Genomic DNA, 13,484 nt, shown 5'->3' with positions numbered 1-13,484 from the left:
TTCCGCGGAGTGGCCCCGGTCCCGGACCGGGGCCACTCCGCTTTCTGCCTGATAATCGACATATGGTCACCGACACGCTCATCGGGCGCGGCGCCGAGTTCGACGTGCTCGCCACGGCGCTGGACCGCGCCGCCGCCGGGTCGGCCGGGGTCGTCCTGGTCGGCGGGGACGCGGGCGTCGGCAAGACCCACCTGACCCGCGCCCTGGCCGCGCGGGCGCGCGAGCGCGGCGCGACCGTGCTGGTCGGGCAGTGCGCGGAGCTGGGCGAGACGATGCCCTACCTCCCGCTGTCGGACGCCCTGTGGTCGGCGTCGCGGGCGGACCCCGGGCTGCGCGCGGCGGTCGCCGCCCGGCCCGCGCTGCTGCGGCTGCTCCCCGACGGCGGCGGCGGGCCCGAAGACCTCGGCGACCTCGGCCGCCAGCAGCTCCTCGGTGCGACGCTCGCCCTGCTCGGCGAGCTGGGCGACGCCGAGCCCGTCCTGCTGGTGCTGGAGGACCTGCACTGGGCGGACCGTTCCACCCGGCACCTGCTGACGTTCCTGTGCCGCCTCCTGGACCGCGAGCGCGTCTGCCTCATCGGCACCTACCGCACCGACGACCTGCACCGGCGGCACCCGCTGCGGCCCGTCGTCGCCGAACTGCTGCGGCTGCCGAACGTCGCGTCGGTGGCGCTGCCCGCGTTCGGCCCCGACGAGACCGCCGCGTTCCTCACCGCGCTGGACGGCGACCGGCCGGTCGGCCCCGAGGTCGTCCGGCGCATCCACGACCGGTCCGAGGGCAACGCGTTCTACGCGGCCGAGCTGCACGCGGCGGCCCGCGACGGCGACGAGCTGCCCGCCGCGCTGGCCGACCTGCTGCTGGCCCGCGTCGAGCGGCTGCCCGAGGACGCGCAGCGCGTACTGCGGGTCGCGGCGGTCGTCCAGCGGCGCGTGGACGACGAGCTGGTCCGGCGCGTGTCCGGGCTGTCGGAGCCCGCCGTCGGCGCGGCGCTGCGCGAGATCGTCTCGCACCAGCTCCTCGTCCCCGACAGCCCGGACGGCTACCGGTTCCGGCACGCGCTGCTGCGCGAGGCCGTCGCCGCCGACCTGCTGCCCGGCGAGGCCGTCCGGCTGCACGCGGCGTTCGCCGAACTGCTCGCCGCGCTCGCCGCCGAGGGCCGCCCGCGCGCCCACGCCGAGCTGGCGCACCACAGCCTGGCCTCGCACGACCTGCCGACCGCGTTCGGCGCGTCCGTCGCGGCCGCGCGGGAGGCCGAGCGGATGGGTGCCCCGGACGAGGCCCGCGACCACTACGACCGGGCGCTGTCGCTGTGGCACGCGGTCCCCGCCCCGGCGTCCGCCGCGGACGCGGGCCAGCCCGCGCTGAAGCTGGCCGCCGCGCGCGCGTCGGCGCGGGCGGGCGACGTCCACCGCGCGATCCACTGGCTGCGGGGCCTGCTGGACGACGGCGGCCCGGTCGACGCGCGGACGGGCACCGAGGTGCGCGTCCGGCTCGCCCACCACCTGGAGCAGGTCGACGACCACGACGCCGCGCTGGCCGTCGTGCGCGACGCGGTGGACCTGCTGCCCGCCGACCCGCCGACGCCCGAGCGCGCGCGGGCGCTCGCGGGCCTCCTGCGGTCCCTGCTCGCCGACGACGACCAGGACGGCTACGAGGAGCGCGCCGCCGAGACCATCGCGGCGGCGCGCGCGGTCGGCGCGGTCGACGCCGAGGCCAGCGCGCTGATCTCGCTCGCCCGGTACCGCGAGCAGCGCGACGCGCGCGCCGACGTGGGCGGGCTGTTCCGCCGCGCCCACGATCTCGCGGTGGGGGCGGGCGACCACGACGTGGTGCTGCGCGCCGCGTTCAACCTGGCGCGCGAGCCGTACGACGCGGGCGACTTCGCCGCGGCGGCGGCCGAGATCGGCGAGCACCTGCGGTACGTCCGCGAGCACGGGCTGGAGTGGAGCTCGGACGGGGTGCTGCTGCGCTGCATGGACATGCTCGTCCACTACGCCGCGGGCGACTGGGACCGGGCGGCGGAGCTCGCGTCCGGGTTCGGCGTCCGGTTCACGCGGCCGTTCGAGGCGCAGGTGTCGGCGTACGCGCTGTTCCTGGACGTCGGGCGCGGCACGCCGGTCGCCGCCGAGCGGCTGCGCTGGCTGGCGCCGATCTGGCCGCAGGACCAGCTCATCGCCTACATCGGGCGCGGCCTGGCGGCCGAGCACGCCCTGTTCGGCGGGGACGCGGCGACGGCGCTGGAGCATGTCGCGGAGGTGCTGGCCGCCACCCACGCGGCGGACACGGCGGCGATCCGGATCGCCGCGACGGGCCTGTGGGCGCACGCGGACCAGGCGGCCCGCGCCCGCGCCGAGGGCGACGGCGCGGCGCTCGCCGCCGCGCTCGCCGGGGCCGACCGGCTGCTGGAGCGCGCCCGCGTCGCCGCGACGACGGCCCCGGACGGCGAGCCGCGCGCCCACGTCGGCTACGAGGGCCGCGGGTTCCTGGCCCGCGCGGAGGCCGAGCACCGCCGCGCCCACGGGGCCGACGACCCGGACCTGTGGCGCGCGTCGGTCGAGGCGTTCGAGAACGGCGGGACGGGCTTCGTCTACGAGGCGGCGCGGTCGCGGTGGCGGCTGGCGGCGGCGCTGGCCGCGCGCGGCGACCGGGCCGCGGCCGCGGCCGAGTGGGCGGCGGCCATCGCCGCCGCCGAGCGGCTGGGCGCGCGGCCGCTGCTCGCGGCGCTGCACGAGCTGGGCGCGCGGGCGCGGCTTGGGACGGCGCGGACGGAACCGGACGGGTGGGAGTCGTCGCCGCTCGCGGCGCTGACGGCCCGCGAGCGGGAGGTCCTGGACCTCGTCGCGGAAGGGCTCGGGAACCGGGAGATCGCGGCGCGGCTGTTCATCTCGCCGAAGACCGCGAGCGTCCACGTCTCCAACATCCTCGGCAAGCTCGGGGCGTCGAGCCGGACGCAGGCGGCGGCGGTCGCGCGCCGGGCGGGTACAACAGAGGAATGATCTTCGCCGCGCCGTCCCCGTCCCGGCCGATCGAGGCGGGCGACCTGCTGCTGCGCCCGTTCGAGGCGGCCGACGAGCCGGCCGTCGCGGCGGCGCTGGCCAACCCGGACATCCTGCGGTGGGCGGTGAGCGGCGTCGTGCGCGCCGTCCCCGAGGCCGAGCGCGCCCGGCACTGGCTCCGCTCGCGCACGACGGGCCGGGGCACGGCGCTGGCGTCGTTCGCGGTGGTCGACGCGGCGGACGGGACGCTGCTCGGATCGGTGAGCCTGCGCGACATCCACCGCATTCCCGACCAGGCGGTCGCCGCGTACTGGGTGACGCCCGCCGCGCGCGGGCGCGGCGTCGCGGGCCGCGCGCTGGACGCCCTGATGGGCCGGGCGTTCGCGGCCGCCGTCCGGGGCGGGCTCGGGCTGCACCGGGTGACGCTCGACCACGTGCTCGTCAACACGGCGTCGTGCCGGGTCGCGGAGAAGGCCGGGTTCCTGCTGGAGGGGACGATGCGGGACTCCTTCGTGGACTGCGACGGGGTGCGGCACGACTCGCACCTGCACGCGCGGCTGGCGACGGACGGCCGCTGACCGAGACCGGCGCCACACTCCGCCCGGCTTGACTGGTTAGACGGGTCTGTCTAGATTCGACGGTGTTCTGAACAGACTGGTCTACTCAATCGCTGAGGACTTCCCGTGAGCACCCTGCTCCGCTCCCCCGTCCGGACCGCCCCCGCCCCCCGAGCCCACCCGGTGGCCGCCCTCGCGCTGCTCACCTCGATCGCGGTCTCGCTGCTGGCCTCGTCCAGCGCGCCGACCCCCCTGTACGCCACCTACCAGGCCGAATGGGGGTTCTCCCCGATCACGACGACGGTCGTGTTCGGCATCTACGCCGTCGCGGTGCTCGCCGCGCTGCTGATCTTCGGCCGCGTCTCCGACCACGTCGGACGGCGGCCGGTGCTGATCGCCGCGCTCGCCGTGCAGGCCCTCACGATGCTCGTCTTCGCCGGGGCCGGCGGCGTCGGGGTGCTGATGGCGGCGCGGGTCGTCCAGGGCCTGGCCACCGGTGCCGCGCTCGGCGCGATCGGGGCCGGGATGCTCGACGTCGACCGGACGCGCGGCGCGGTCGCCAACTCCGTCGCGCCCGGCGTCGGCACCGCCAGCGGGTCGCTGGCCTCGGCGGTCGTCGTGCAGTTCCTGCCCGCCCCCACGCACCTGATCTACCTGCTGCTCGCGGTCGTGTTCCTGCTGCAGATCGCCGGGGTCGCGGCGCTCCGCGAGACCGCGCCGGGCAAGCCGGGCGCGCTCGCCGCGCTGCGGCCGGACGTCCGCGTCCCCCGGCACGTCCGGCGGCCCATGCTCATCGCCGCGCCGATCCTGTTCGCGGTGTGGGCGCTCGCCGGGTTCTACGGGTCGCTCAGCCCCGCGCTGACCGCCGACCTCGTCCACTCGCGCTCGGCGCTGTACGGCGGGCTCGGGCTGTTCACCCTCGCGGGGACGGCGGCGCTGTCCACGCTGCTGCTGCGCGACATGCGGGTCCGGCCGGTGCTGTTCCTCGGGATCGGCGCGCTCGCCGTCGGCGTCGCCGCCGCGCTCGCCGCGGACGCGGCCGGATCGGCGGCCGGGTTCTTCGCCGGGACGGCCGTCGCCGGGCTCGGGTTCGGGTCCGGGTTCCAGGGCGGCATCCGGATGGTCGCGCCGCTCGCCGAGCCGCACGAGCGGGCGGGGGTGCTGTCGGTGGTGTTCGTGGTGTCGTACCTCGGGATGGGAGTCCCGGCCGTCGTCGCGGGGTTCCTCGTCGTCCACGGCGGCGGGCTGGCGGTGACCGCCCGCGAGTACGGCGCGGCCGTCGTGCTGCTCGCGCTCGCCGCGCTCGTCGGGCTGCTGCTGGACCGGCCGCGGGCCGGGTCGCGGCGGGCCGTCCGCGCATAGGATGAGCGCGGTTCGTGGAGGAGAGGTGCTGGGAATGTCGAACACGGCTTCCGTCCGGTCGTCGGCCCGCGAACGGCTGCTCAGCGCGGCGAACGAGCTGTTCTACCGCGAAGGCGTCCACACGGTCGGCATCGACCGGGTCATCGAGCGCGCCGGGGTGGCCAAGGCGTCCCTCTACAACACCTACGGCAGCAAGGACGGGCTCGTCCGCGCCTATCTGGAGTCGCGGCACGAGCGCGTCCGCGCCCGCCTCGAACGGCACCTGGCGGCGGCCGCCTCGCCCCGGGACCGGCTGCTCGCCGTGTTCGACTCCCTCGCCGAGAGCGTCGCCTCGCCGGACTACCACGGGTGCGCGTTCATCAGCGCGTCCGCCGAGTCCCCGGCGGGCAGCGCCGCCGACCGCGCGGCCCGCGACTACCGCGCCTGGCTCCGCACGACCCTGACGGGCCTCGCGGCCGACGCGGGCGTCCCCGACCCGGCGGAGCTGGCGCGGCGGCTGCACCTGCTGTACGACGGGGTGTCCCTGGCGGCGCGGCTGGACGGCGACCGGACGGCGGCGCACACGGCCCGCGCGGCCGCCGAAGCCCTCCTCGACGCGGCCCTGGCCGCTCCGGAGGCGTCCTAGGTCCGGCGCGAGCGCGACCGCTAGGCGAGCGCCTCGGCCCGCGCTCCGATCAACGCGTCCGCGTTGCCGATCGCGGGTTCTCCGTGGCCGAAGCACGCGGTGGTGGGGCGCAGGGCCGCGAGCTTCCTGAACGACCGCGCGGCCTCGGCGGCGTCCAGATTGAAGACGCCCGGAATGATCTCCCCCTCGTATTCGGCGATGAGGTCACCGGTGAACAGGACACCGTGCTCGGGCAGGTGCAGCGCGATGCTTCCGTCCGTGTGGCCGGGCACCGAAACCACCCGCGCGCCCCCGCCGAAATCGAGCACGTCACCATCCGCCACCTCGACGTCCACCGCCACGGGCGGCGCGGGCCTCAACCCGGCCGCCGTACGCGCGTGCAACTCGCGCTCGAACGGCGTGAAGTCCGGCGGCGGCCCGGGAACCTCGCCGCGCAGTACCGGCGCGTCGGCGGCGTGCGCGACGACCGGCACGCCGAACGCCGCGATCTCCGCGGCCGACCCCGCGTGATCGTCGTGGAAATGCGTGAGCACGACCCGCTCCAGCGCGTCGGGCGACAGCCCGATCTCCGCGAGTGCGGCGACGATCAGCGCCCCGGACCCGACCTCGCCCGTGTCGACCAACGTGGCCCGGTCCCCGTCCCGCCACAGGTAAGCCTGGTACCGCCCGAGACCGAGCCGGTACAAACCCTCCGAAAGCTCCGTGGCAACCATCGTTCCCCTCCCCCGGCCGCCCTGCGCGGCCCACCCCACCCTGCGCCGCCTCCCGCGCTACGAAGAACCCTTCTCTGCCCAGAGCAGAACCGCCACAGCCCAACCCGCCGCCGCCCGGTCGTTAGGCTGATCCGCAGACGCCCCGGCCGAGGTACTAGGGAGGCGCAGTGCTACTGCGGGAAGCACTCGGACGCGTACTCCGAAAACTCCGCCGAACCCGCGGCCTCTCCCTCCGCGAGGTCTCCGAGCTGGCCCGCGTCTCCCTGCCCTATCTCTCCGAGGTGGAGCGCGGCCGCAAGGAGATCTCCTCGGAACTCCTCGCCACGATCTGCCGAGCCCTGGGCATCACCCTCGAACAACTCCTGATCGAGGTCTCCACCGAAATCCTCCGCCACCGCCCCGCCCCCACTCCCCGCACCATCCACCTCACCACCCAGCAGACCTACCAACTGGCCGCCTGACCCACCATCCGCGAAAGCGCGCGGCCCACACGACCAGCCGGGCCTCGCCCGCCGACGCACGCGACCAACCGGGCTGGGATGAGCGGCATTCATGCCCGCGTCTCCGCGGGCGGTCCCGCGGCCAGGAGCCGTCAAAGTTCGGGTGGGTTGGTCACGGTTGTGGGGTGATGGGGTCAGCGGAGGTGGACCGGGTCGCCCGGGTGGATTACGCCGGGGTGGAGGACTGTGGCGTAGATGCCTGCGCAGGCTCGGGGGGTCATGCCGGGGATTGGTTCTAGGCGGTTGTCGCGGGCTGGGATGCCCAGGGCTTCTTTGAGGCGGGGTAGAGGGCCGTGTTCCAAGGTTGGGATTGCGCAGCGGGGGGTTCTTGCTATTACGCGGAGGAGTAGTTCGTCGCCGATCTTTATTTCTCGGCCGACCCATGTGTTCTCCAGGTAGCCGGGTTCGGCTTCTGGTGTGTTGATGAGGATGTTGGGGCGGTAGCGGGTCGGGTCTATGGGGGTTTCTGCCGCTTTGGCTACTGCTGCGAGGGTGGCTGTTGTCAGGAGGTGGACGGGGGCGAAGTCGTGGAACGATCCCGCGCGGAGGGCGCTGGGCTCCACGGCCACGTCGGCGGTGATGCCTTGTTCCAGGACCTGTTCGGGGACTGCGCGGTCCACCGCTCCGGACTCCGGGGGGACGTCCGTCAGGCGGACGGGGCGGCCCACGAGTTCCGAGAGTGCGGCGTCGGCCTCCTTGGCGGCCAGCGTTCGGCCGTCCGGGAACGTCAGGTGGACGCCGTCGCCGGTCGTGCGGGCGGCCACCGCCAGCAGCGCGCGCCACAGCCTCGGGTTCTTCGCCGACGCCACCCGGCCCGTCGCCGCGTCCACGACGGCCAGCACCCGGTCCCCCTCGACGCCCGCCGACGTCACCTCCGCCACCGCGACCCGCTCCCCGAGCATCGACTTCACCGGGTGGCGGCGGATCTCCTCGATCGTCTGCACCCGGCCATGATGCCGGGCCTCCCCCCCCCCCGCCCCGCCTTCCCCGCACTCGCACCCGCCCGGCCGCCCTCTCCTCCCGCCCGTCCCACCCCTTCCGGCCTTTCCTTGGACCCACCTCCGATCTACCTCGGCCTCGCCCGCCTGCACGCTGCCCCACCCACGTGCCGCCCCGGCGGCATTCCCGGCCCTCCTGCGCCCCGCCCGTACTTCCCAAGCCGGGGGCGCAGGTGCGGCCATGCGCTACACCGCCCGCACGCTGCGCCTCCGGCTAAACACCACCCCCTGCGCTGCCTCACCCGTGTGATGCCCCCGCCGTGCAGTGCCCGGCCGCACACCAGTCCGGCCGCACACCACGCCAGCCGTACCCTGCCCTGACCGCACGCTCTGCCTCGGCCATCTTCCGCACCGTCCGCGCGGCACTCAGCGGCGCTATCCCGGCCGCGCGGTGCCCGGTCACACGGCACCGCGCAGTACAACGCCCCACCGCACGACGCCCCGCCGCGCGGTGCTCCGCCGCACGACGCCCGACCGGGAGGTGGCCCGCCGCGCGCCACTCCGATCCGCGCCACGCCGGCCCTACAGTGTCCTGCCCGCATGCTCTGCCCCGGCCATGTTCCGCGCCGGCCGCGCGGCACTCAGCGGCGCTATCCCGGCCGCGCGGTGCCCGACCGTGCGACGCTCCGGCGTGCGGTGCTCCGGCGTGCGGTGCCCGACCGGGCGTTACCCGATCGGGCTTTTCGGGGTGTGCGGTGTGTTGGGCGGGGCTGTTCCGCTTGGGCCGCTGTGTGGGCGGTGTTCTGGTTTGTGGTGTGGTGGTCGTGTTCTGGGCGGGTGGTGGGATGGGGTCAGTCGGGGGTCGGCGCGGCGGGGGGTCGGTGGAGGCGGGTGGTGGCGGTGGCGGTGAGGGCGGCCAGCGCGGTGCCCAAGGTTGCTGCGGCGGTCCAGATGAGCGCCTCTCGGCCGCCCAGGACTTCCTGCACGTTGTAGTCGCGGACCAGCATGAGCCAGGGCGGGGCGATGAGCAGGACCGCCGCCGGGAGAGGCGGGTTCCGGCGCATCAGCAGCAGGGCCGCCACCAGGCCGACGACGAGCAGGGCCGCGATGCAGAACCCGATCTCGGCGGCCGAGGGGCCGTGGCGGTACCAGAGCGGGCGGGACTCGCGGGTGGCGGGGATGCCCGGTATCCGAGTGGTCTCCCAGAAGTCGCCGTTCGCGAACGTCGCGGCGGTGAGGGCGGCGAGGCCCGCCGCGGCCAGCAGCGGGACCGGTCTGCGGTCGGCGCGTTCCGGGGCGAGGGGATCGACCGGCGCGGCCAGCACGACCGCCGCGAAGAACACCAGCGGGGCCAGCACGAACAGCGGCGGCCGGGGCACGCCGGTGACGGCCGAGAGGGGGAACGTCGCGGCGGCGGCGAGGACGCTCGCGCCCGTGAACGCCCTCGTCGCGCGGCGGTGGCCCAGGGTCGCCGCCACGAGCACCAGCAGCCAGCACGCGTACACGACCGGCCCGAGCGTCGTGAACGGGCCGAAACTCGGCGGCGCGGACGGGTTCGGCAGCGCCTGCGCCCGCCAGTCCCACTCGGCGAACAGCAGGAACACGGCCGACAGGACGGCCCCGGACGCGGCGGCGAGCGGCGCGGCGGCGGCCACCGCCGCGCCGAAGCGCGATGACGCGGTCAGGCCGAGGCGGTGCCGCAGCGCGTGCGCGAAGAGGTCGGCCAGTTCACGCGCGGCCCCGGCGGGGCCCTGGCCGCGCAGCGCGTCCCGGACAGTGTCGGTGATCTCGGCGGCCCGGTCGCGGCGGGCGGCCGGGCGGTACAGCCGGACGACGAGCCCGGCCAGCCGCTCGGCGGACTCGCCGCCCCGGCCGTCGTCGGGCGCGCGGCCCCGGTGGTCGTCGGGCGCGCCGTCCGGACGGCCGCTCACGCGGGCACGCTCCGGGTGCGCAGCGCGAGACGGCGGTCCGCCTCGGCGGCGAGGGAGCGCAGCCGGGCCGCCTCCTCGGCGAGGGCGGCGCCGCCTTCGTCGGTCAGCGCGTAGTAGCGCCGGTGCCGGCCGTCCACGACCTCCTCGCCGCTCGCCTCGACCCACCCCTGCTCCTGGAGCCGGGCGAGCGCGGAGTAGAGCGTCCCCGTCCGGAGCCGGACCCGGCCCGAGGAGATCGCCTCGACTTCCTTGATCAGTGCGTAGCCGTGCCTGGGCTCGTCGGCCAGGGCGGTGAGCAGGAGGCGCGTCGGCTCCTGCATCGCTGTGGATGCCATGCCGCGACTATAGGTCGTCCATCGGCATATGTCGAACGGCGGCCGGTCAGCCCGCGAAGTTGAAGGTGTCCGGGTCGGGGCCGGTGCGCTCGTCGCGGTTGAGGGCGCTGATCGCCTCGACGTCGGCGGGCGTCAGCTCGAACCCGAAGACGTCGAAGTTCTCCCGCATCCGCTCGGGCGAGGACGACTTGGGGAAGACGATGTCGCCACGCTGCACGTGCCAGCGCAGCGTGACCTGCGCGGGCGTGCGGCCGAGCCGGTCCGCGATCTGCTTGATCACGGGATCGGAGAGGACGTTGCCCTTGGCGATCGGGGACCACGCCTCGGTGGCGATGCCGTGCTCGCGGTCGTACGCGCGGACGGTGTCCTGCGTCAGATACGGGTGGACCTCGATCTGGTTCACGGCCGGGACGGTCTCGGTGCTCTCCAGCAGCCGCCGCAGGTGGGGCGGCTGGAAGTTGGAGACGCCGATCGCGCGGCAGCGCCCGGACGCGTAGATCTCCTCCAGCGCCCGCCACGTCTCCACGAAGTCCCCCACCTGCGGCAGCGGCCAGTGGATGAGGAACAGGTCGAGCCGGTCCAGGCGCAGGTCGTCCATCGTCTGGTCGAACGCCTTGAGGGCGTCGTCGCGGGCGTGGAAGCTGTTGTTGAGCTTGCTGGTCACGAAGACCTCGTCGCGGTCCAGGCCGGACTCCGCGACCGCGTCGCCGACGCCGCGCTCGTTGCCGTACATCTCGGCGGTGTCGATGTGGCGGTAGCCGACCTCGAAGGCGGCCAGGACGGCGTCGCGCGTCTCGTCCGGATTGATCTGGAACGTTCCGAAGCCCAGTTGCGGGATCGTCACGCCGTTGTTGAGGGTGATGTCCGGCACGTCAGTCATGGCAAATCCCCCATAAGACGATGTTCGCCCTATCAAGGGCGGCCGCTCATCTTCCTATAACCGGGGCAACCCACGACAAACGGTCACGCCAGGAAGTCGAACGCCGGAACGCCCTCCCCCGCCCGCCCGTACGCCTCCCACGCCAGCGCGAGGTCCTGCCACGGCAGGCCGACCGGCGCGTACACCGTGACCTCCCCGGCCGACCGGCGGCCCGGCGCGGGGCCGCGCAGCACGTCGCCGAGCACCGCCGGACCGGCGACCGCGCCGCCCGCGAGCACGCCCGTCGCGGTGGCGAGCGGCACGTCGTCCACCACGACCCGCGCGGACGACAGCAGGTCGGGGGCCAGTTCCGCCTTGCCCGGCTCGTCCGCGCCGAGCGCGGTGACGTGCGCGCCGGGCGCGACGTCGGCGGCCGACAGCAGCGGTTCGCGCGACCACGTCGCGGTGACGACGACGTCGGCGTCCCGCGCGGCCTCGCGCGGCGAGCCCACCGGGGCTCCGCCGTGGCGCCCGGCGAACGCGGCGGCGCGGTCGGCGTCCAGGTCGCAGACCGCGAGGGACCGGACGTCCCGCAGCGCGGCCAGCCCCCGGACGACCAGCTCGGCCTGCGCGCCCGCGCCGACGACGCCGACCGCGACCGCGCCGGACCGGGCCAGGACGTGCGTGCCGAGCGCGGCGGCCAGGCCGGTCCGCCACGCGGTGACGGTCGCCGAGTCGAGCAGCGCCAGCAGCTCCCCGGACGCCAGGTCGTGCAGGCACACCACCCCGCGCAGGGCGGGCCGGGCGGCCGGGAACTTCGCGTTGACCTTGACGGTGTACGCGGGAATCCCGTCCACCAGGCCGGGCAGGAGCGCCGTCGCGCCGCCGGGGGCGGGCAGCTTCGCCACCGTGCGATGGGCCGGGACGGGCGGGGGCGGCGCGACGAAGCCCGCGCGCAGCGCCGCGACGCAGCGCGCCGGTTCGAGGACGGATTCCAGTGTGGACCGGTCGAGGAGCAGCGTCACGCGGGGACGCCCAGGGCCGCGTGGATCTCCGCGATGACGTCCGCCCGGCGGGGCACCAGGTAGAAGTGGTCGCCGGGCAGGACGCGCAGGCGGAACGGGCCGTCCGTCATCTCGGACCAGCGGGCGGCGGTCGCCTCGTCCACGTGCGGGTCGGCGTCCCCGATGATCGCGGTGACGGGCACGGTCAGCCGCGTCCCGGCGCGGTGCGCGTAGTCCTCGATGAGCCGGAAGTCGTTGCGGACGTACGGCAGCACGAGTTCCCGCAGCTCGGCGTTGGCGAGGACGTCGGCGTCGGTGCCGCCGAGCTCCGCCATCGCGGCGACCAGGCCGTCGTCGTCGCGGTCGGAGACGCGCTCGTCCCCCCGGTCGTGCGGCGGCCGCGCCCCCGACACGAACAGGTGGACGGGCGGGGCGCCGCGCTCCTGGAGCAGCCGCGCCACCTCGTACGCCAGGACGGCCCCCATGCTGTGCCCGAACAGCGCGGCGGGCCGGTCGGTGAGCGGCGCCGTCGCGCCCGCGATGAGCCGGGCGAGCCGCTCGGCGTCGGTGACCGGCGGCTCGCCCATCCGGTCGGCGCGGCCGGGGTACTGGACGGCGTGGACCTCCACGGCCGGGCTGATCTCCTTCGTCCACGGCCGGTAGGCGACGGCGGAGCCGCCCGCGTGCGGCAGGCAGAACAGCCGCAGCGCCGCGAACGGCCGGGGCTCGGGGCAGCGGAACCAGGTCATCGGATCAACTCCTGCTCTCGCGTGCCGTCCACGAGGACCGCACGGGCGCGCCGCTCGACGCGCGGGTCCTCGGGCAGGGGCCACGGCGCATAGCGGGGGTCGGGGACGGTCTTGGCGAACGTCGTCTCGCCCGCGACGTCGAAGCCGCGCCGCCGGTAGTTCGCGAGCGCGTTCGGGTGGTCGAGCGTGCTCGTGCGCAGCCAGACGCGGGTGGCTGCCCCGGTGTGCTCGGCCCACGTCCGGCCGCGCTCCCAGGCGCGGCGGACGCACTCGGCGACGAGATGCCCGCCGTTGCCCGACCCGACGAACGCCGGGGTCAGCCCGACGAGGTGGATCTCGGTGTCCCCGCCCGGCTGCGCCTCGATCTCGAAGAACCCGGCGAGCGTGCCGTCCGCCAGCGCGAGCCACACGCCCAGCTCGGGCCGCTCCACCCAGGCCAGCCAGTCGTCGTGCGTCCAGCCGAACCGGTCGGTCCAGCAGACGCGCGCGCCGACCGCCGCGTACAGGGCGCGGCTGACGTCCGGCGACGGCCGCAGCGCGCGGGAGAACGTCATCGGCGTCTCCGGCGGCGGCGCGGACCGCAGCGCGCCGGGGTCGCGCATCTCCATCACCCACTCGGTGACGGCGGGGACGGTGACCGGCGGCGCGGCGGCGCGCCCGGTCCCCGAACCGGGCGCGCCGCCGCCGGGGCCGTCAGGCACCCATGGCCTCGATGAGGCTCTTGGGGCGCATGTCCGTCCAGTTCTCCTCGACGTACGCCAGGCACGCCTCGCGGGTGTCCTCGGTCTTGGCGACCGTCCACCCGGCGGGGACCTCGGCGAACGCGGGCCACAGCGAGTGCTGGCCCTCGTCGTTGACGAGCACCAGGTAGGCGCCGTCGGCGTCCTCGAAGGGGTTGGTCATCGGGGGTGTCCT

The 13,484-nt window shown here is 75.6% G+C and carries 14 protein-coding genes; 5 read left to right on the top strand and 9 right to left on the bottom strand.

The genetic code is table 11. From position 1 onward, the window contains the following. Positions 1–62: 62 nt before the first annotated feature. The 4 genes from G339_RS40935 (at position 63) to G339_RS0127665 (ending at position 5,540) form a co-directional block, all read left to right on the top strand. A complete protein-coding gene (locus G339_RS40935) occupies positions 63–2,996 on the top strand; it encodes a helix-turn-helix transcriptional regulator (RefSeq protein WP_019634315.1) in 2,934 nt (977 codons plus the stop codon). Beyond that, positions 2,993–3,574, top strand: coding sequence for a GNAT family N-acetyltransferase (locus G339_RS0127675; RefSeq protein ID WP_019634314.1), 582 nt, complete (start codon positions 2,993–2,995; stop codon positions 3,572–3,574). Before G339_RS40935 ends, G339_RS0127675 begins: the two co-directional genes overlap by 4 nt. Before the next feature lie 105 nt (positions 3,575–3,679). Beyond that, the gene (locus G339_RS0127670) at positions 3,680–4,915 is read left to right on the top strand and encodes an MFS transporter (protein ID WP_019634313.1); all 1,236 of its coding nucleotides are present in this window, start codon (positions 3,680–3,682) and stop codon (positions 4,913–4,915) included. Between the two features lie 34 nt (positions 4,916–4,949). Then, positions 4,950–5,540, top strand: a complete 591-nt coding sequence (locus tag G339_RS0127665; RefSeq protein WP_019634312.1) for a TetR/AcrR family transcriptional regulator — start codon at positions 4,950–4,952, stop codon at positions 5,538–5,540. 20 nt (positions 5,541–5,560) lie between these two features. On the opposite strand, the gene G339_RS0127660 is transcribed toward G339_RS0127665, so the two are convergent. Next, positions 5,561–6,253, bottom strand: coding sequence for an MBL fold metallo-hydrolase (locus G339_RS0127660; protein ID WP_033324518.1), 693 nt, complete (start codon positions 6,251–6,253; stop codon positions 5,561–5,563). A 167-nt stretch (positions 6,254–6,420) separates the two neighbouring features. Here G339_RS0127660 and G339_RS0127655 point away from each other — a divergent pair, with 167 nt between their 5' ends. Beyond that, the gene (locus G339_RS0127655; protein ID WP_019634310.1) at positions 6,421–6,714 is read left to right on the top strand and encodes a helix-turn-helix domain-containing protein; all 294 of its coding nucleotides are present in this window, start codon (positions 6,421–6,423) and stop codon (positions 6,712–6,714) included. A gap of 173 nt (positions 6,715–6,887) precedes the next feature. Here G339_RS0127655 and G339_RS0127650 read toward each other — a convergent pair whose 3' ends face one another. The 8 genes from G339_RS0127650 to G339_RS0127615 form a co-directional block, all read right to left on the bottom strand. After that, the gene (locus tag G339_RS0127650) at positions 6,888–7,697 is read right to left on the bottom strand and encodes an MOSC domain-containing protein (RefSeq protein WP_019634309.1); all 810 of its coding nucleotides are present in this window, start codon (positions 7,695–7,697) and stop codon (positions 6,888–6,890) included. An 845-nt stretch (positions 7,698–8,542) separates the two neighbouring features. After that, a complete protein-coding gene (locus G339_RS0127645) occupies positions 8,543–9,622 on the bottom strand; it encodes a hypothetical protein (protein ID WP_019634308.1) in 1,080 nt (359 codons plus the stop codon). Next, on the bottom strand, positions 9,619–9,957 hold the full coding sequence (locus G339_RS0127640) for a PadR family transcriptional regulator (RefSeq protein WP_026341831.1): 339 nt from the start codon (positions 9,955–9,957) through the stop codon (positions 9,619–9,621). Before G339_RS0127640 ends, G339_RS0127645 begins: the two co-directional genes overlap by 4 nt. Before the next feature lie 46 nt (positions 9,958–10,003). Beyond that, entirely contained in the window at positions 10,004–10,837 is an 834-nt protein-coding gene (locus tag G339_RS0127635; protein WP_019634306.1) for an aldo/keto reductase, read from the bottom strand. Between the two features lie 83 nt (positions 10,838–10,920). Further along, complete coding sequence (locus tag G339_RS0127630; RefSeq protein WP_019634305.1) at positions 10,921–11,841, bottom strand: ornithine cyclodeaminase family protein; 921 nt, start codon at positions 11,839–11,841, stop codon at positions 10,921–10,923. Continuing rightward, entirely contained in the window at positions 11,838–12,569 is a 732-nt protein-coding gene (locus G339_RS0127625; RefSeq protein WP_019634304.1) for a thioesterase II family protein, read from the bottom strand. Before G339_RS0127625 ends, G339_RS0127630 begins: the two co-directional genes overlap by 4 nt. Beyond that, positions 12,566–13,270, bottom strand: coding sequence for a GNAT family N-acetyltransferase (locus G339_RS35505; RefSeq protein ID WP_019634303.1), 705 nt, complete (start codon positions 13,268–13,270; stop codon positions 12,566–12,568). The genes G339_RS0127625 and G339_RS35505 overlap by 4 nt, the downstream gene beginning before the upstream one ends. Further along, positions 13,263–13,472 (bottom strand): MbtH family protein, encoded by a 210-nt coding sequence (locus tag G339_RS0127615; protein WP_019634302.1) that lies wholly within the window; start codon positions 13,470–13,472, stop codon positions 13,263–13,265. The genes G339_RS35505 and G339_RS0127615 overlap by 8 nt, the downstream gene beginning before the upstream one ends. Between the last annotated feature and the right edge of the window lie 12 nt (positions 13,473–13,484).

Source organism: Actinomadura atramentaria DSM 43919 (genome assembly GCF_000381885.1).
Classification (GTDB): domain Bacteria; phylum Actinomycetota; class Actinomycetes; order Streptosporangiales; family Streptosporangiaceae; genus Spirillospora; species Spirillospora atramentaria.
Note: the sequence above shows the minus strand (reverse complement) of the source record. Positions and strands in the feature narration are given on the sequence as shown.